Source organism: Lentzea waywayandensis (genome assembly GCF_900115955.1).
GTDB lineage: Bacteria > Actinomycetota > Actinomycetes > Mycobacteriales > Pseudonocardiaceae > Lentzea > Lentzea waywayandensis.
The window spans coordinates 850574-870528 of the sequence record NZ_FOYL01000001.1; the positions used below are offsets into that span (position 1 = coordinate 850574).

Annotated in this window: 1 protein-coding gene; it reads right to left on the reverse strand. The window is 71.1% G+C overall.

All coding sequences use genetic code 11. The features are described 5' to 3' along the window. Positions 1 to 32: 32 nt before the first annotated feature. A complete protein-coding gene (locus tag BM417_RS48985) occupies positions 33 to 19856 on the reverse strand; it encodes a type I polyketide synthase (RefSeq protein WP_143138486.1) in 19824 nt (6607 codons plus the stop codon). Positions 19857 to 19955 lie beyond the last annotated feature (99 nt).

A 19955-nucleotide genomic window follows, 5' to 3' on the forward strand; every position in this document is an offset into this window, starting at 1 on the left:
ATCGCCGGAAACCTTCCGTCCGCGTGATGGGGTCAGCGCTCGGTGCGTCGGCCGAGTTCGTTGTCGATGAAGGCGAACACGTCGTCCACGGTCGCCGAGTTGATGCGGTCGTTCACGGCTTCCTCGGACTTCGCGCCGCCGTACTGGGCGAGCAGGGTGCGCAGGCGGGCGGCGATTCCGGCCCTGTCCTCGTCGGGGCTCGCGGCCAGCACGGCCTCGAACCTGTCGAGCTCGCTCGCGAGCGACGGCCCGGTGTCGTCGCCGAGCAGTTCGCCCGCGAGGTAGACGGCGAGCTCGTCGGGTGTCGGGTAGTCGAAGACGAGGCCGGCGGGCAGTTTCAGGCCCGTGGCGGACGCGAGGCTGTTGCGCAGTTCCACGGCGGTCAGCGAGTCGAAGCCGAGGTCGCGGAACTGCTTGTCGTTGTCGATCGCCGCGGGGGTCGCGTGGCCGAGGACGCCCGCCGCGTGGCCGCGCACGAGGTCGACCAGGTATTTCGCCCGATCCTCCGCTGGAACCGCGTCGAGCGTGGCCGCGAAGTCCACAGTGGACGTCTCACCGGCACCGGCCGCGCGCTTTCCGCCGCGCACCAGACCACGCAGCACCGCTGCGACCGGACCGTTCGTGCGGCCGGTGGTGATGCGGGCGGGAACGAGCACCGCGTCCTCGCGTGAGGTCGCGTCGTCGAACAGCGCCATGCCCTGCCGGACCGACAGCGGCGGCATGCCGGTGCGGCCGATGCGGTCCATCGCGCCGTCCTGCAGATGTGCCGTCATGCCACCGGTTTGCGCCCACGGACCCCACGCCAGCGACGTCGCCGGCAGGCCCTGCGCGCGCCGATGTCCGGCCAGTGCGTCGAGGAACGCGTTGGCCGCGGCGTAGTTGCCCTGACCCGCGCTGCCGAGCACGCCCGACACCGACGAGTAGAGCACGAACGCCTGAAGCTTCTGCTTCTTCGTGGCCTCGTGGAGGTTCCAGGCGCCGTCGACCTTGGGCTTGAAGACGGTGGCGAGCCGCTCGGGCGTCAGCGAACCGATGATGCCGTCGTCGAGGACGCCGGCGGTGTGGATGACGGCGGTCAGCTTGACGCCCTTGACCACCTTCTTCACCGCCTTGAGGTCCGCGGTGTCGCAGGCGGCGATCGTGACGTCGGCGCCGTGTGCCGTGAGTTCTGCTTGCAGTGCAACGGCTTCCGGCGCTTCCTGGCCGCGCCGGGAGACGAGCAGCAGGCGCTGGACGTTGCGTTCGGCGACGAGGTGACGTGCCAGTTCCGCGCCCAGACCACCGGTGCCGCCGGTGATCAGGACGGTGCCTTCCGGGTCCCACTCGGCCGTGGCGACCGTGTCGGTGACGCGGGCGAGGCGGGCGACGTAGGTCTTGCCATCGCGGACGCGGACCTGGGTCTCCCCCGCGTCGAGCAGCCCGGTGGGCAGCGGGGTGCTGCCGTCGGTGTCGACGAGCAGGAAACGTCCCGGGTTCTCCGTCTGTGCCGTGCGGACCAGGCCTTCGACGGTCGCGCTCGCCAGGCCGCTCGTCACGAACGCCAGCCGTTCCTCGGACTGCTGGAGGAGCTCCAACGCCTTGGCGGCCAGCTCATGCGCCTGGTCGACGCTCTCGCCGGTGAACCGCACCTCGCGCACGTCCGCGGCAGGCTGGGTCTCGGGTGCGGGCACCCATTCCAGGCGGAACAGCGAGTCCTGGTGGTGCTGGGCCGCGAGCGGTGCGCCGAAGGCGATGTTCCGCGCCGACACGACCGGCGAACCGCTGGTGTCGACGGCGGCGAACTCGCCGTCGCGCAGCCTGACCCGCACGGTGTCGGCGCCGACCGCGTGCAGGCTGACGCCGTGCCATTCCAGCGGTACCTGGGTGTCCTCGGTGATCCGGGTCGCACAGTCGAGCAGTGCCGGGTGGACGCCGTAGAACTGGGCGTCGGTAGCGCCTTCCGGCAACGTGACCTCCGCGTAGACGGCGTCGCCGGCCTGCCAGATCTGCTCGCCGATCGCCGTCGCGCCCTTCGGCGGCCACTCGCTGACCGTGAAGCCGGCCCGATACTCGCCTTCCGCGAGCGTTCCGCTCGCGATCTTGACGAACGGCTGCTCGTCGTTCAGTCGCGTGTAGACGGTGAGGGAGCGTTTTCCGTTGTCCGGTGCGCCGATCCACACCTGCAGCACGCCGGGGGTGAGCGGTCCGGTGACGGTGAGCTCCTCGACCGAGCCGTACCCGACCTGGTCGGCGGCCCGGAACGCGATCTCCGCGAACGCCGTCTCCGGGAACGCCACCGCGAGCCGGTTGGTGAACACGACGGCGTCCTCCTGCGCGACGCTCATCGCGGCGCCGAGCAACGGATGGTCGGCCGGGCCGAGGCCGAGCCCGGCGGCGTCGGCGGCCTGGGCCATCGGCGTCGGCCAGTAGTGGTCGTGGTCGAACGCGTAGGTGGGGAGGTCGACGCGCCGGGCGCCGGTGCCCTCGAAGGCTTCCGCCCAGTCGACGTTCGTGCCCGCGACGTGCAGCCGCGCGAGGGCGGTGAGCCAGGCCGTGGTCTCGTCGCGATCCTTGCGCAGCGCGGGAACGGCGTCGTCCACGAGCGCGGACAGCACGCCGTCCGGCCCGATCTCCAGGAACGCGGTGACCCCCGCCGCTTCGAGCGTCGTGACGCCGTCGGCGAACCGCACCGTCTCCCGGACGTGCCGCACCCAGTACTCCGGCTCGGTGAGCTCCGCGTCCGCGATGGCGCCGGTGAGGGTGGAGACGACGGGGATGCGCGGCGCGGCGAGGTCCAGCGCCGTGACCACGGCGCGGAAGTCGTCCAGCATCGGCTCCATCAACGGCGAGTGAAACGCATGGCTGACCGGCAAACGCTTAGTCTTGCGGCCCATCGCCTCGAACCTGTCAGCGATCTGGTGGACCGCTTCCTCCTCGCCGGCGAGCACCAGCGACCTGGGCCCGTTGATGGCTGCGATCGACACCTGGTCGGTCGTCGTGATCTCTTCCTCGGAGGCCTCGACCGCGATCATGGCTCCCCCTGCCGGGAGTGCCTGCATGAGCGCGGCGCGCGCGTTGACGAGCTTCGCGGCGTCGCCGAGGCTCAGGACGCCGGCGACGTGCGCGGCGGCGATCTCCCCGACGGAGTGGCCGCCGACGTAGTCCGGCTCGATGCCGAACGTCTCGGCGAGCCGGTACAGCGCGACCTCGATCGCGAACAGCGCGCGCTGCGTGTTCCCGGTCTGGTCGAGCGCCGCGGCGTCGTCGCCCCACATGACGTCGCGGACGTCGACGTGGTCGAACACCTCGTCGAGCGCCTGCTTGAACGCCGGGAACCGCTCGTACAACTCGCGCCCCATGCCCAGCCGCTGCGAGCCCTGCCCGGAGAACAACACGGCGAGCTTGCGCCGCGACGCCTGCCCCTGCGCGACCTCCGCACCGTCCAGCAGCACCGCGCGATGCTCGAACCGCGAGCGCTTCAGCAGCGAGAACCCGACGTCGAACGCGTCGGCCTCGACCGCGCTGACCCTCTCGATCTGAGCGCGCAGCGAAGCGGGGGACTTCGCCGAAAAAACGAGAGGCGCCCCCTTGGGGGGACGTGAGGTCCCCTTTCCAATCATCTCAAGCGGGTCTGACAATTCCTGAGCGACGGGAGCGGCCTCCAAGATCACGTGCGCGTTGGTGCCCGAGATGCCGAACGACGAGACGCCGGCGCGACGCACCCTGTCCGCTGCGGGCCACGGGGTGTTCTCCCGCAGCAGCGCGACCGAACCAGCCGTCCAGTCGACGTGGGACGACGGCGCGGTGAAGTTGATCGTGCGGGGCAACAGGCCGTGGCGCAGCGCCATCACCATCTTGATCACGCCGGCGGCACCCGCGGCGGCCTGCGTGTGACCGATGTTGGACTTGATCGAGCCGAGCAGCAGTGGCTCCGAGCGGTCCTGGCCGTAGGTCGCGAGCAACGCCTGGGCCTCGATCGGGTCACCCAGGGTCGTGCCCGTGCCGTGCGCCTCGACCGCGTCGACGTCGGCGAACTTCAAACCCGCCGAGGCCAGCGCCTGGCGGATCACTCGCTGCTGTGAGGGTCCGTTGGGTGCGGTCAGGCCGTTGGACGCACCGTCCTGGTTGACGGCCGAACCACGCACGACCGCGAGCACGTCGTGCCCGGCGGCGACCGCGTCGGACAGACGCTCGACCACGAGCACACCGATGCCCTCGGACCATGCCGTGCCATCGGCGGTGTCGGAGAACGGCTTGCACCGGCCGTCCCGCGCGAGGCCGTCCTGGAGCGAGAACTCCATGAACGCACCCGGTGCCGACATGACCTGCACACCGCCGGCCAGCGCCAAGGAACACTCGCCGTTGCGCAGCGCCTGAACCGCCAGGTGCAACGCGACCAACGCCGACGAGCACGCCGTGTCGATCGTCATCGACGGGCCTTCCAGCCCCAGCGCGTACGACACCCGGCCGGCGATCACGCTCGGCGAGGTCCCGGTGCCCGAGTACCCCTCCAGCGCCTGCTCGGACGCGAGCATCAGGTGCGCGTAGTCCTGCCCGGACGCGCCGACGTAGACGCCGGTCCGCGAGCCGCGCAACGCCAGCGGGTCGATGCCCGTGCGCTCCAACGCCTCCCACGACGTCTCCAGCACGAGCCGCTGATGCGGGTCCATCGACACGGCCTCCCGCGGCGAGATCCCGAAGAACGCCGGGTCGAACGACGCGATGCCCTCGATGAACCCGCCCTGCCCGGTGACGGACTGCCCCGCGCCGTCACCGACGAGGTTCTCGTCCCAGCCGCGATCGGCCGGGAACCCGCCGATCGCGTCCCGCCCGCCCAGCACCAGCTCCCACAACTCCTCAGGAGACGACACCCCACCGGGGAACTTGCAGGCGATACCCACGATCGCGATGGCCTCGTCCGACACCCGGACCGAGTCCTCGACCTCGGCGGTTCCGCCGAACAGCTCGGCGATGAGGTGTTCGGCCAGCGCCTGGGGGGTCGGGTAGTCGAACACCAGCGTCGCGGGCAACGTCAGCCCCGTCGCGGTGCCGAGCCGGTTGCGCAGCTCCACCGACGTCAACGAGTCGAAGCCGAGCTGCCGGAACTCGCGGTCGCCGTCGATCGCGTCAGCCGAGGCATGTCCCAGCACGGCGGCGGCCTCACCCCGCACCAGGTCCACCAGCGTGCGCACCCGCTCCGCCGGGCGAACGTCCTGCAAGCCCTGCAACGCAACGGTTCCCTGCGCACGCGCCGCGGTTCGGCGGCCGCCGCGCAGGAGGTTGCGCAGCAACGGCGGCACCATCGTCGTGCCGGCACCGGTGATGATCCGCGCGGGCACGACGAGCGGTTCGTCGACGCCGATCGCCGCGTCGAACAACGCCAGTCCGTGCTCCAGCGAGATCGGCGGCATGGACGACTTCTCCAGCCGCTCCAACGCGGACGCGTCCATCGTCTTGGTCATGCCGACCTCGGACGTCCACGCGCCCCACGCGAGCGACACCGCGGGCAGCCCCAGCGAACGCCTGTACTGGGCCAGGGCGTCGAGGAACGCGTTGCCGGCCGCATAGTTGCCTTGACCGGCAGTGCCGAGCACGCCGGACACCGACGAGTACAGGACGAAGTGCGCGTCCGGCACGAGCGAGTGCAGGTTCCAGGCCGCGTCCACCTTGGGCCGCAGCACCTTCTCCAGCCGCTCCGGCGTCATCGACGCGATCACGCCGTCGTCCAGAACGCCGGCCGTGTGCACGACAGCGGTCACGTCGTGTCCACTGAGGACATCCGCGAGCGCGTCCCGGTCGGCCACGTCGCAAGCGGCGATCGTGATATCCGCGTCCAGCCCCAGCAGCTCCTCCGCGCCCGGTGAGTCGAGACCACGGCGACTGAGCAGCAACAGTTTCCTCGCGCCCTGTGCGACGAGGTGCCGGGCGAGCTCCGCGCCCAGGCCACCGGTACCGCCGGTGATCACGACGGTGCCGGACGGGTCCCAGCCCGCGGGCACGGTGATCACGATCTTGCCGATGTGCTGGGCACGGCTCATGAAACGGAACGCGTCACGCGCCCGCCGCACGTCCCAGGCCGCGATGGGAAGCGTGGTCAGCACGCCCCGCTCGAACAGTTCCATGAGTGCGACGAGCATGCGCTGAACGTGGTCCGGGTGCGCCTCGCCGAGGTCGAACGGCCGGTAGAAGATGCCCGGCACGTCCTCCCGCAGGTCGGTCTTGCCCATCTCCAGGAACCGCCCGCCCTCGCCGAGCAGCCGCAGCGAGGCGTCGATGAACTCGCCGGTCAACGCGTTCAGCACGACGTCGACCCGCGGGAACTTGCTCTCGAAACCGGTGTCGCGGGAGTTGCCGATGTGGTCGTCGTCGAGGCCGAGGCCGCGCAGCACGTCCTGCTTGCCCTCGCTGGCGGTGGCGAACACCTCCGCACCGAGGTGCCGGGCGACCTGGATCGCCGCCATGCCCACGCCACCGGCGCCGGCGTGGATGAGCACCTTCTCCCCCGGCCGCACGTTCCCGAGCTCGATCAACGCGTAGTAGGCGGTGAGGAACACCAGCGGCACCGACGCGCCCTGCTCGAACGTCCAGCCGTCCGGAAGCCTGATCAGGTAGGGCTCTTCGATGACGCCGACCGGTCCCATGCCGCCGAACAGCATGCCGAACACCGGGTCGCCGACCTTCAGGTCCTCGACGTCGGGCCCGATCTCCGCGACCACACCGGCGGCCTCGGCACCGAACGAGCCCGCCTCGCCCGGATACATGCCGAGCGCGTTCAGCACGTCGCGGAAGTTGAGCCCGGCCGCCCGGATCGCGACGCGAACCTGCTTGCCCTGCAACGGCTCCGGCGTCCACGGCGCCAGGACGAGGTTGTCCAGGCTGCCTTTCGCGGTCGTGTCGAGCCGCCACGGGGTTCCGGTCGGCGGCACCAGTGTCGGCCCGGTCTGCAGGCGCGCCAACCGTCCAGCGTGGACAGTGCCGCGACGCACGATCAGCTGCTGCTCTTCGGTGACGAGCATGCCGGGCGTCAGCTCGCTGTGCTCGTCCAGGTCGACGAGCAGGAACTGGCCGGGGTTCTCCGCCTGGGCGGACCTGACGAGTCCCCAGGCCGCCGCCGCACCGAGCTGGCTGATGGGTTCGTCGCCGATCGCCGCGGCGCCGCGCGTCACGAAGACGACGCGTTCTTCGGCGGTCTGCAGGATCTCCAGTGCGCGCTGGGTCGTCTCGTGCACAGTCGTCGCGTCGCCGCTGATCTCCACGACCCGCGCGTCTATCTCGGTCGCCTCGCCGACCGGCACGGGCACCCAGTCGACGCGGAACAGCGAGTCCTGCACGGGGTTGCTGGGCGCGTTGGCGGCAGGCGTCCTGACCACCAGGGACTTCACCGACAGCACCGGCGCGCCCTCGACGTCGACGGCGGTGACCTCGACCGCGTCGCCGCCCGTGTGCTTCAGCCGCACGCGCAGCCGCGACGGGCCGATGGCGTGCAGGGACACGCCGTTCCACTCGAACGGCAGCCCCTGACCGGCGTCCTCCACGAACGTGATGGCGTGCAGTGCGGAGTCGAGCAGCGCGGGGTGCACGCCGAACGTCGCCGCGTCGTCGACGCTGTCCGGCAGCGCGACCTCGACGAGCACCTCGTCGCCGTTGCGCCAGGCCTGTTGTGCGCCTTGGAAGATCGGACCGTAGCGGAGGCCGCCTTCCGCGAGCGTCTCGTAGAAGCTTTCGAGGTCAAGGCTTTCAGCGTTCTCCGGCGGCCACACGCTCGTGTCGAACTCGGCCTGATGCGGTCCCTCGGCGAGGGTGCCGCCGGCGTGCTGGATCCACTCGTCCGCGCCGGGATGCTGTGAGTGCACGCTGACGGGCCTTCGCCCGTGCTCGTCCGGCGCCCCGACCCGCACCTGGACCGCGACGGCCTCGCGTTCGGGCAGCACCAGCGGAACGACGATCGTGAGCCCGTCGACGCGGTCGCAGCCGACCATGTCGCCCGCGCGGATCGCGAAGTCGAGGAACCCGGTGCCGGGGAAGAGCACCGCTCCACCGACGACATGATCGGCGATCCACGGGTGCGTCGCGAGGCTGAGACGGCCGCTGAGCACGAGCTCGTCGGTGCCCGCGACGGAGATCGCCGCGCCGAGCAACGGGTGCCCGCCGGACCTGAGCCCGTACGCGGCAGGGTCGCCCGCGCGTCCGCCGACGGCGGCCTTGGGCCAGAACCGCTCGTGGTCGAACGGGTAGGTCGGCAGCGCGACGAGCCGGCCGCCTCGCAGCCACGGCGTCCAGTCGACGTCGACTCCGTCGACGTGCAGCTGGCCGAGCGCGGTGGCCAGCGCGGCCTGCTCGGTCCTGTTCTTCCTGAGCGTCGGGATCGCGCCGTCGACGAGCGCCGACAGCACTCCGTCCGGTCCGATCTCCAGGAACTTGGTCGCCGGGATCTTCGCGACGTTGCTGGTGAACCGGACCGCGTCGCGGACGTGGCTGACCCAGTACTCGGGGTCGGTGACGTCGCCGGACGCGCCGATCGGGATCTTCGGTGCGTGGAAGGTGATGGTGCTGATGGCGGCGCGGAAGTCGTCGAGCATCGGTTCCATCAGCGGCGAGTGGAACGCGTGGCTCACCTTGAGCCGCTTGGTCTTCTCGAACCGGCTCGCGATGGCCTCGACCTCGGCCTCGTCGCCCGCGATGACGACACTCGTCGGCCCGTTGACGGCCGCGATCGACACCTTGCTCGTGAGGTGCTTGCTCACCTCTTCCTCGGTCGCCTGCACGGCCACCATCGCGCCGTTGCGCGGCAACGCCTGCATGAGACTCGCGCGCGCACTGACCAGCTTCGCCGCGTCCTCCAGGCTGAGCACGCCCGCGACGTGTGCCGCCGCGATCTCGCCGATCGAGTGCCCGGCGAGGTGGGCGGGCTTGATCCCGAAGGCCTGCATCAGCCGGTAGAGCGCCGTGTGGAACGCGAACAACGCCGGCTGCGTGTAGCCGGTCTGGTCGAGCTTCTCCTCGTCGTCGCCCCAGATCACGTTCTTGAGCTTCGGATCGAGGTGTGCCAGCACGTCGTCGAACGCGTCCGCGAACTGCGGGAACCGCGCGTACAACTCGCGTCCCATACCGAGCCGCTGCGATCCCTGCCCGGAGAACAGCAGGGCCAGCGTGTGCTCCCCCGCCACCCCGCTCGCGATCTCGGCACCGTCCAGCAACACCGCGCGGTGCTCGAACAACGCCCGCGAGTTCACCAGCGAGTACGCGACATCGACCGGTGCCGCCTCGACCGCGCGGACCCGCTCGACCTGCGCCGCCAACGCCGCCGCGGACTTCGCCGACACCGCGAGCGGTACCACGCCGGCCTGCTGAATCGATCCCGGTTGGCTGGCCCCCAGGGGGCTGCGAGCCCCCATCTCAATCATCTCAGGCAGGTCTGACAGTTCTGGGGCGCTCGGCGCTTCCAAGATCACGTGGGCGTTCGTGCCGCTGATCCCGAACGACGACACGCCCGCGCGCCACGGCCGGTCGACCGAAGGCCAGGCGGTGTTCTCGGTCAGCAGTGAGACCGCGCCCGTCGACCAGTCGATGTGCGACGAGGGTGCGGTCACGTGCAGGGTCTGCGGCAGCAGGCCGCGCTGGAACGCCATCACCATCTTGATCACGCCCGCCGCGCCCGCCGCCGCCTGCGTGTGGCCGAGGTTCGACTTCACCGAACCCAGCCGCAGGGGCTCCGCGCGGTCCTGCCCGTACACGGTCAGCAGCGCCTGTGCCTCGATCGGGTCGCCCAGCACGGTTCCGGTGCCGTGCGCTTCTACGGCGTCCACATCGAACGGTGACAGTCCGCCGGACGCAAGCGCTTGCCGGATTACCCGTTGCTGTGATGGGCCGTTCGGCGCGGTCAGGCCGTTGGACGCGCCGTCCTGGTTGAACGCCGAGCCGCGCACGACCGCCAGTACCGGGTGCCCGGCGGCGACAGCGTCGGAGAGTCGTTCCACGACGAGGACGCCGACGCCCTCGGACCAGCCGGTGCCGTCCGCGGACTCGGAGAACGCCTTGCACAGACCGTCCGGCGCGAGCCCGCCCTGCCGGGAGAAGCCGGAGAACGACGTCGGCGTCGCCATCACCGTGACGCCACCGGCCAGCGCCAGCGAACACTCGCCGCCGCGCAACGCCTGTGCCGCGAGGTGCAGCGCCACCAGGGCCGACGAGCACGCCGTGTCGATCGTGACCGCGGGCCCTTCCAGTCCCAGCGCGTAGGAGATGCGGCCGGAGATCACCGATGCCGCGAGTCCGGTGCCGGCGTGGCCTTCGAGGTCTTCGTTGGAGGCCATGACGACGTGCTGGTAGTCCTGCCCGTTCGTGCCGACGAACACGCCGGTCCGCGAGCCGCGCAACGAGGCAGGATCGACGCCGGCGCGTTCGACGGCCTCCCAGGAGGTTTCCAGCAGCAGACGCTGCTGCGGGTCCATCGCCAACGCCTCGCGCGGCGAGATCCCGAAGAACGCCGGGTCGAAGTCCGCGACACCGCTCAGGAAGCCGCCGCGCAACGTCGAGCTCTGCAACGACGACAGGTCCCAGCCGCGGTCGGCCGGGAAGTCCGACATCGCGTCCTCGCCCGCGACCAGCAGCCGCCACAGGTCTTCCGGCGAGTCGATGTCACCGGGGAAGTGGCAGGCCATGCCGACGATCGCGATGTCGTCGGTGGTCTGCACGACCGACACGTCGTCGACGTCGGCACCCTCGCCGAGCAGCGACGCCAGCAGGTGTTCGGCCAGCACGCGCGGCGACGGGTAGTCGAACACCAGGCCGGCGGGCAGTGCGAGTCCGGTGATCTCGGTGAGCTGGTTGCGCAGTTCGACCGCGGTCAGCGAGTCGAAACCGATGTCGCGGAACGCCTTGTCGCTCGCCACCGCCTCCTTGCCGGAGTGGCCGAGGACCTGCGCGGCACGCACCCTGACGAGTTCCAGGACGGGCTCGATCCGTTCCGCGGCAGGCAGTTCACGCAGGCTGCGACGCAACTCAGCCGCAGCCGATTCGCTGTCGCGGCGCGCTGCCGCCAGCTCGTCCAGCACCTCGCGGGCGCCGGGCAGTTCAGCCAGCACGGGCGAGGGACGCAGGCTCAGCAACGCGCCGAGCAGCTGCGGGTGGTGGATGTCCGCGATCACGACGGTGGGCGCGGCCTCCGCCGCCACGCCTCGCATCGCCGCGACCGCGAGCGCCGGGTCCAAAGTGGACGCGCCGACGGACTTGATCGTCCGCACGACGCGTTCCTCGCCCGCCATGCCATCACCGGTCCAGGCGCCCCACGCGATCGACGTCGCTGGCAGACCCTGCTCACGGCGTTGCGTGGCGATGGCGTCGAGAACGGCGTTGGCGGCGGCGTAGTTGGCCTGGCCGGGGTTGCCGATCGCGCCCGCGACCGACGAGAACAGGATGAACGCGTCCATCTCTCGTTCGCGGGTCAGTTCGTCGAGCAGGAACGCCGAGGCGACCTTCGCCTGGAACACGTCGGTGAACCGCTCCGGTGTGAGCCCGTCGAGCACACCGTCGTCCAGCACTCCGGCCGCGTGCACAACGGCTTTGACGTCGTCCGTCAGCACCGCGGCCAGCTCGGCGCGGTTCGCGACGTCGCACTTCACGACCTCGACGCCCAGCTCGGCGACGATCTCCGCCGCGCCCGGAGCGTCCGGGCCGCGCCGGCTCAGCAGCACGACCTTCTCCGCGCCGCGCGCGACGAGGTCCCGTGCGACGTGCTTGCCGAGCGCGCCCGTGCCACCGGTGATCACGACAGTTCCGCGTGGTTGCCACTCGCCCGACGTCCGTGGTGCCACGAGGATCCGCCGGCCGAACACACCCGACGCCCGCACCGCGACCTGGTCCTCGTCGCTGCTCAGCACCGCCGCGACGCGCTGCGCCGCCCGCTCGTCCAGTTCGGCGGGCAGGTCGATCAGGCCGCCCCAGCGGTTCGGGTGCTCCAGCGCGGCGACCCGGCCGAGCCCCCACACACCGGCCTGCCAGGGTTCGGTGACGGCGTCCGCACGCCCGGTCGACACCGCGCCGCGCGTCAGAACCCACAGCGGCGCCATGACTCCGGCGTCGCCGAGCGCCTGGATCAGCGCGGTCGTGGTGATGATCGGTTCGGGTGCCGGCAGCGACACGACGCCGGCGAACGGGACCTGCGCGAACTCCGCCAGCCGCCCGGCCAGGTGCTCCCGGTCCTGCCCGGCGGCGAGCACCGTGACGTCCCCGAGCGCGTTCAGGAGCAGTTCGTCGGCCTCACCGACCACGAGCCATTTGCCCGGCTTCGCGGTGAGGCCGGAGATCGGCTGCCAGCTCTCCCTGTGCAGCCAGGAGTCCACAGTGGACTGCGCCTGGCGTTTGCCCCGCCACGCCGACAACGCCGGCAGCACGCCGGCGAGCGTCTCGGCGTCGAGGTCGAGCGTGGCGGCCAGCGAGGCGACGTCCTCCTGCTCGACGGCCGTCCAGAACGCCGCGTCGGCCGGATCCGAAGCCACTGCCGCGGTAGCCGCTTCGGGCCAGAACCGCTCGCGCTGGAACGGATACGTCGGCAGGCCGATCGCGCGCCCGCCCCGGTAGAAGCCGGACCAGTCGACGTCGGTGCCACTGACGTGCAGCCGCGCGAGTGCCGTCACGAACGCCTTGTGCTCGCCACGGTCCTTGCGCAGCACTGGAATCGCTCCGTCGACGAGCGCGGACAGCACGCCCTCCGGCCCGATCTCCAGGAACGCGCTCGCGCCCTGTTCCCTGAGCTTGCCGACGTTGTCGGCGAAACGAACCGTGTCGCGGACGTGGCCGACCCAGTACTCGGGGTCGGTGAGGTCGCCTGTGGACGCGATCGGGATGCTCGGCTGGTGGAACGTGAGTCCCTGGATCGACTGCCGGAACTCGGCGAGCATCGGTTCCATCAGCGGTGAGTGGAACGCGTGGCTGACTTTCAGCTGTTTGCTCTTGCGGCCCTCGAACCGGGCGACGACCGTGCGGGCTTCGTCCTCGGCTCCCGCGATGACGAGCGAGTCGGCCGCGTTGATCGCCGCGATGGACACACCCGAGGTCAGGTGCGGTGCCACTTCGGCCTCGGTCGCCTGTAGCGCGATCATCACGCCACCCTGCGGCAGCGCCTGCATGAGCCGTGCGCGTGCCCGGACGAGCTTCGCCGCGTCCCCGAGGCTGAACACGCCGGCGACGTGCGCGGCCGCGATCTCGCCGATCGAGTGCCCGGCCAGCAGGCGCGGGACGACTCCGAACGACTCCACCAACCGGTACAGCGCCACCTCGACCGCGAACAGCGCGGGCTGCGTGCTCCCGGTCTGGTTCAGCGCCTCGGCGTCGTCACCCCACATGACGTCGCGAACGTCGTCGAGGTGCTCCAGCACGGCGTCCAGCGCCTCGGCGAACACGGGGAACGCCTCGTACAGCTCACGCCCCATGCCGAGCCGCTGCGCGCCCTGCCCGGAGAACACCATGGCGAGCGTCTTCCCCGACGCCTCACCGCCGGCCAGCACCTCGCCGTCCAGCAGCACGGCCCGATGCTCGAACAACGCGCGCGTGACCGCCAACGAGTACGCGACGTCGACCGGCGCCGCTTGGACCGCGCGGATCCGCTCGACCTGCGCCGCCAACGCCGCCGCGGACTTCGCCGACACCGCGAGCGGCACCGCGCCGTGCTCGCGGTTCGGGATCGATTCGGATTGCCCGGCCCCCAGGGGGCTGCGAGCCCCCATCTCAATCATCTCAGGCAGGTCTGACAGTTCTGGGGCGCTCGGCGCTTCCAAGATCACGTGGGCGTTCGTGCCCGACAGGCCGAACGACGAGACGCCGGCGCGGGCCGGGCGGTCCACGGCGGGCCACGGGGTGTTCGACGTGAGCAGAGAGACGGCGCCCGCGGACCAGTCGACGTGCGAGGACGGCTCGGTGACGTGCAAGGTTCGCGGCAGCAGGCCGTGCTGGAAGGCGAGCACCATCTTGATCACGCCGGCGACGCCCGCGGCGGCCTGGGTGTGGCCGAGGTTCGACTTGATCGCGCCCAGGTGGAGTGGCGCTCCAGCGCGGTCGCGGCCGTAGGTGGCGAGCAGCGCCTGGGCTTCGATCGGGTCGCCCAGGCGTGTGCCGGTGCCGTGGGCCTCGACGGCGTCGACGTCCGCCGTGGACAGACCGGCGTTGGCGAGGGCCTGGCGGATCACACGTTGCTGGGCGGGGCCGTTCGGTGCCGTCAAGCCGTTCGAGGCGCCGTCCTGGTTGACCGCGGAGCCGCGGACCACGGACAGCACGGTGTGGCCGTTGCGCAGAGCGTCCGACTGGCGTTCGACCACCAGCACGCCGACGCCTTCGGCCCAGCCGGTGCCGTCGGCGTTGTCGGAGAAGGCCCGGCAGCGCGCGTCCGCCGCGAGGCCGCCCTGGGCGTTGAAGCCGGCGAAGTTCATCGGCGTGGACATCACCGTCACGCCGCCGACGAGTGCCAGCGACGACTCACCCGAGCGCAGTGACTGCGCGGCCAGGTGCAGTGCCACCAAAGAGGAAGAGCAGGCGGTGTCGATCGTGAGCGCGGGGCCCTCGAAGCCGAACGTGTAGGACAGGCGGCCGGAGATCACCGCGGCGGCGAGGCCGGTCGACGCGTGGCCCTCGATGTCGCCGCGGGCCCGCAGCACGAGGTTCGTGTAGTCCTGACCGTTCGTGCCGACGAAGACGCCGGTCTTCGAGCCGCGCAACGTGGACGCGTTGATGCCCGCGCGTTCGACGGCCTCCCAGGAGACCTCGAGAAGCTGACGTTGCTGCGGGTCCATCGCGAGTGCCTCGCGCGGCGAGATGCCGAAGAACGCCGGGTCGAACTCCGTTGCGCCGTAGAGGAAACCGCCCTCGACGGTGCCACCGGCGGCCAGCGCGTCCTGCTCCCAGCCGCGATCGGCCGGGAAGCTCGCGATCGCGTCGGTGCCGTCGGCCAGCAGCCGCCACAGGTCCTCGGGAGTCGAGACGCCGCCGGGGAACCGGCAGGCCATGCCGACGATCACGATCGGGTCGTCCGCGTCCGCGATCGCCTGCGCGGTGATGTCGAGGTCCGTGCCCTCGCCGGTCAGTTCGGCGAGCAGGTGCTCGGCCAGCACGAGCGGCGTCGGGTAGTCGAAGATCAACGTCGCGGGCAGCGTCAGGCCGGTGGCCGAGGCGAGGGCGTTGCGCAGTTCGATCGCGGTCAGCGAGTCGAACCCGAGCGCGCGGAACTCCTTCTCCGTTCCCACCGCGTCGGCGTTGGCGTAGCCGATGACCTTCGCGGCCTCGGTCCGCACGACGTCCGCGATGGTCCGCACACGCTCGAGACCAGTCAACCCGCCGAGTTTCGCGAGCAGTCCGCCGGCCACGATCTCGCGCGCGGCCGTGCGCCGGCCCGCTCGTACCAGGCCGCGCATGATCGCCGGAACGTCACCCTGCGCCGCGCCACCGGATGCCAGCGGCACGAGCAGCGACTCGCCGGAGGTGACGGCCGCGTCGAAGAGCGCGAGGCCCTGCTCCACCGAGAGCATCGGCATCCGGCGCAGGTCGCCTTCGTCCAAAGTGGACGTCATGCCGGTGTCCCAGGCGCCCCAGGCCAGCGACAGCGCGGGGAGGCCGAGTCCGTGGCGGTGGGCCGCGAGGGCGTCGAGGAACGCGTTGGCGGCGGCGTAGTTGCCTTGCCCTGCCGCGCCCATCACGCCGGACACCGACGAGTACAGGACGAGCCGCGCGTCGCCGGCGAGTTCGTGGAGGTGCCAGGCGGCGTCGACCTTCGGCCCCAGGACAGCGGAAAGCCGTTCGGGCGTCAGCGAACCGATCACGCCGTCGTCCAGCACACCCGCCGTGTGGATGACGGCGGTGAGCCGCTCGCCGTCCAGCAGGTCCGCGACGGCGGCGCGTTCCGTGACGTCGCAGGCCTTCACCTCGACTTCGACACCCAACGCGGTGAGTTCGGCGCGCAGATCGGCGGCGCCGGGGGCGTCCAGGCCGCGGCGGCTGACCAGCAGCAACCGGCGTTGGCCGCGCGTCGCGAGGTGGCGGGCGAGGACGGCGCCGAGGCCGCCCGTTCCGCCGGTGATCAGCACCGTACCGGCGGAATCCCATTCGCCCGCAACGATGTCGGTCGCGCGCGCGAGCCTTCCCGCGAACACCTCGCCGGCGCGGACGACGACCTGGGTCTCCCCCGCGTCGATCAGCCCGCCGAGGCCGGGCAGCAGCGCTTCGGACTCGGGCGCGTCGTCGAGGTCCACGAGCAGGAAGCGGCCGGGGTCCTCGGTCTGCGCGGACCGCACCAGACCCCAGACGGTCGCGGCCGCGACGTCGTCACCGGTCACGGCTCCGCGCGTGACGAAGACCAGCTTTCCGGTCGCCTGCTGAAGTGCGTCGAGCGCGGCCGCGGCCAGGGCGTGCGCGGACTCCGGCGTCTGCTCACCGGTGAAGTGCGCGACGGTGACGTCGGCGGGCGTGTAGGTGACGGGCACCCAGTCGAGGCGGAACAGCGAGTCCACGCCGGTTCGCGCGCTCAGTTCGCCCAACGGCTCGATGCTCACGACGTCCGCGGACAACACCGGGTCTCCGGCCACATCGACGGCGGCGAGCTTCAGACCACCGTCCACAGCGGACAGCTTTACCCGAACGACCTCCGCGCCGTTCGCGTAAAGGGATACGCCCTGCCAGTTCGCGGGAACGCCGTCGAGACCGAGGAACGTGGCGGCGTGCGTGGCGGCGTCGAGCAGCGCCGGATGGACACCGAAACCCTTTGCGTCAACAGGCAAAGCGACCTCGGCGAACACCCCCCGCCCCCGCCTCCAGGCCGCGCGCAGCCCCTGGAACGCTTCCCCGTAAGGCGTCTCGTCGTAGAAGCCGTCGAGGTCGACGACGGTCGCGCCCTTCGGCGGCCACTCGCCTTCCTTGGCCGGTGCCGGAACGCCCGCGCCGAGCAGGCCAGCGGCGTGCTCGACCCACTCCGCGTCGCCGCGCCTCGAATGGAACCGGAACGCGCCGTCGCGTCCGACCTGGAACTGCACCTGAACAGCGCCGTTGTCCGGCAGCACGAGCGGTGCGGCCCGCGTGAGCTGCTCGACGCGCTCGTAGCCCGCGAGGTCGGCGGCGCGGAACGCGAGTTCCAGCACGCCCGCGGTCGGGAACACGACGTGGTCGGCGAGCCAGCCCGTCCTGCTCAGCGTGCCGGTGAGGATCAGCTCGCCGGAGCCCGCGACGGTCATCGCGGCGCCGAGCAGCGGGTGGTCCGCCGGGGACAGGCCGAGTCCGGCGGCGTCGCCCGCGCTCACCGATACCGACGGCCAGTAGCGGTCGTGCTGGAACGCGTAGGTGGGGACGTCGACGCGCTTGCCGTTGGGGTAGAACGGTGTCCAGTCGACTCCGACGCCGGCGACGTGCAGCCGGGCGAGTGCGGTGATGAACGCGGTGCGCTCGTCGCGGTCCTTGCGCTGGGCGGGGATCGCCTCGACGAGCGCGGACAGCACGCCGTCCGGTCCGATCTCCAGCAGCGTCCGGTCGCCCAGGCCGGTCACGGCGTCGTGGAAGCGAACGGTGTCGCGGACGTGGCGGACCCAGTACTCGGGGCCGGCGACATCGCCGGTCATCGGGATCGCCGGGCTGCGGAACGTGATGCCGCCGATGGCTTCGCGGAAGGCGTTGAGCATCGGGTCCATCAGCGGCGAGTGGAACGCGTGGCTGACGGCGAGTTGCTTGCTCTTGCGGCCTTCGAACCGTGCGACGATCGCGCGAACTTCGCTCTCGACGCCCGCGATGACCAGGGAATCCGGTCCGTTGATCGCCGCGATGGAGACGCCGGGGGTGAGGGTGATCTCGTCCTCGGTGGCCTGGAGCGCGATCATCACGCCGCCGGGCGGCAGCTCCTGCATGAGGCTCGCGCGTGCCTGGACGAGGGTGGCGGCGTCTTCGAGGCTGAACACGCCGGCGATGTGCGCGGCGGCGATCTCGCCGATCGAGTGGCCGGTGACGTGCGCGGCGGTGACGCCGAACGACTCCAGCAGCCGGTAGAGGGCGACCTCGAACGCGAACAGCGCGGGCTGCGTGTTGCCTGTCTGGTTCAGCGCCTCCTCGTCGCCCCACATGACGTCGCGCAGCCCTGGGTCGAGGTGCCGCAGCACCTCGTCGAACGCCTCGCGGAAGACCGCGAACTCGGTGTACAGCTCCTTGCCCATGCCGACGCGCTGCGCACCCTGGCCGGAGAACAGGAGTGCCAGTTCGGTCCGCCGCGCCAGGCCGTGCGCGATCTCGGTTCCGTCCAGCAGCACGGCCCGGTGCTCGAACAACGCGCGCGTGGTCGCCAACGAGAACCCGACGTCCACTGGGTCGGCGTCGAGCGCGCGCACCCGTTCGATCTGCGCCGCGAGCGAGGCCTCCGACCTCGCCGACACGAGCCACGGCGGCGCGCTCTTCGGGATCGATTCGGATTGTTCGGCCCCCAGGGGGCTGCGAGCCCCCATCTCAATCATCTCAGGCAGGTCTGACAGTTCTGGAGCACTCGGAGCTTCCAAGATCACGTGGGCGTTGGTGCCGGATACGCCGAACGACGAGACGGCGGCGCGCGGGGCGCGACCGGTGGAAGGCCAGGCCACGGCCGAGGTGGCGAGTTCGACGGAGCCGGCGGTCCAGTCGACGTGCGTGGACGGGCGGGACACGTGCAGGGTGGCGGGCACGACGCCGTGCTGCATCGCTTGGACCATTTTGATGATGCCCGCGACGCCGGCGGCGGCCTGGGTGTGGCCGATGTTCGACTTCACCGAACCCAGCAGCAAAGGCGAAGGCCGATCCGCGCCGTACACCGCCAGCAGGCTGCGGGCCTCGATCGGGTCGCCCAGCGCGGTGCCGGTGCCGTGGGCCTCCACGACGTCCACATCGGACGGACCAAGACCGGCGCGGTCCAGGGCGGCGCGGATGACCCGTTGCTGGGCGCGGCCGTTCGGGGCGGTGAAGCCGTTGGAGGCGCCGTCGGAGTTGACGGCCGAGCCACGCACCACGGCGAGAACCGGGTAACCCAAAGCCTCTGCATCCGACAGGCGGGCCAGTGCCAGCACGCCGACGCCCTCGGACCAGCCCGTGCCGTCCGCGTCGTCGGAGAAGGCCTTGCATCGGCCGTTGGACGCGAGTCCGCCCTGACGCGAGAACTCGACCAACGAGCCTGGCGTGCACATGACGTTGACGCCACCCGCGAGAGCCAGTGAACACTCCCCCGCGCGTAGTGCGTGCACGGCCAGATGCAGTGCGACCAAAGAAGAGGAGCACGCCGTGTCGACGGTCAAAGTCGGGCCTTCGAGGCCCAGGGCGTAGGAGATGCGACCGGACTCGGCGGACGCCGCGATGCCGGTGCCGACGTCGCCGGTGGCGTCGTCGAGGCCGCGGATCAGCAGGTGCTCGTAGTCCTGTCCGTTGGTGCCGACGAAAACACCGGTGCGTGAGCCGCGCAGAGAAGAAGGGTCGATGCCGGAGCGTTCCAGCGCTTCCCAGGACGTCTCCAGCAACAGGCGCTGCTGGGGGTCCATCGTCACGGCCTCGCGCGGCGAGATGCCGAAGAACGCCGGGTCGAAATCCGCGATGCCCTGCAGGAAACCGCCCTGCACGGACACGCTGTGGCCGCGTTCGTCGACACCGCCGCCCAGCAGCGCGTCGATGTCCCAGCCGCGGTCGGCCGGGAAACCGGTGATCGCGTCACGACCGGACGACACCAGCTCCCACAGGTCCTCCGGCGAGCTGATGCCGCCGGGGAAGCGGCAGGCCATCCCGATGATCGCGATCGGTTCGGTGGCGGCGGCGACGAGCTGCCGGTTCTGCTTGCGCAGCCGCTCCGCCTCCTTCATCGCGGCGCGGAGGGCCTCGACCACCTTCTCGCTGGAGGTACTCATTCATCAGCTCCGTCAGTCCAGCCGGACACGGTCATCCCGCCAGCAATTGGAGCAGCAGAAGCGGTAGCGAATTCCTCAGAAAACCCAGCGGCCGGCCAC

Bases quoted from the DNA above. Each gene is read 5' to 3' on its own strand.
- BM417_RS48985 (WP_143138486.1), bottom strand. From the start codon at position 19,856: ATGAGTACCTCCAGCGAGAAGGTGGTCGAGGCCCTCCGCGCCGCGATG.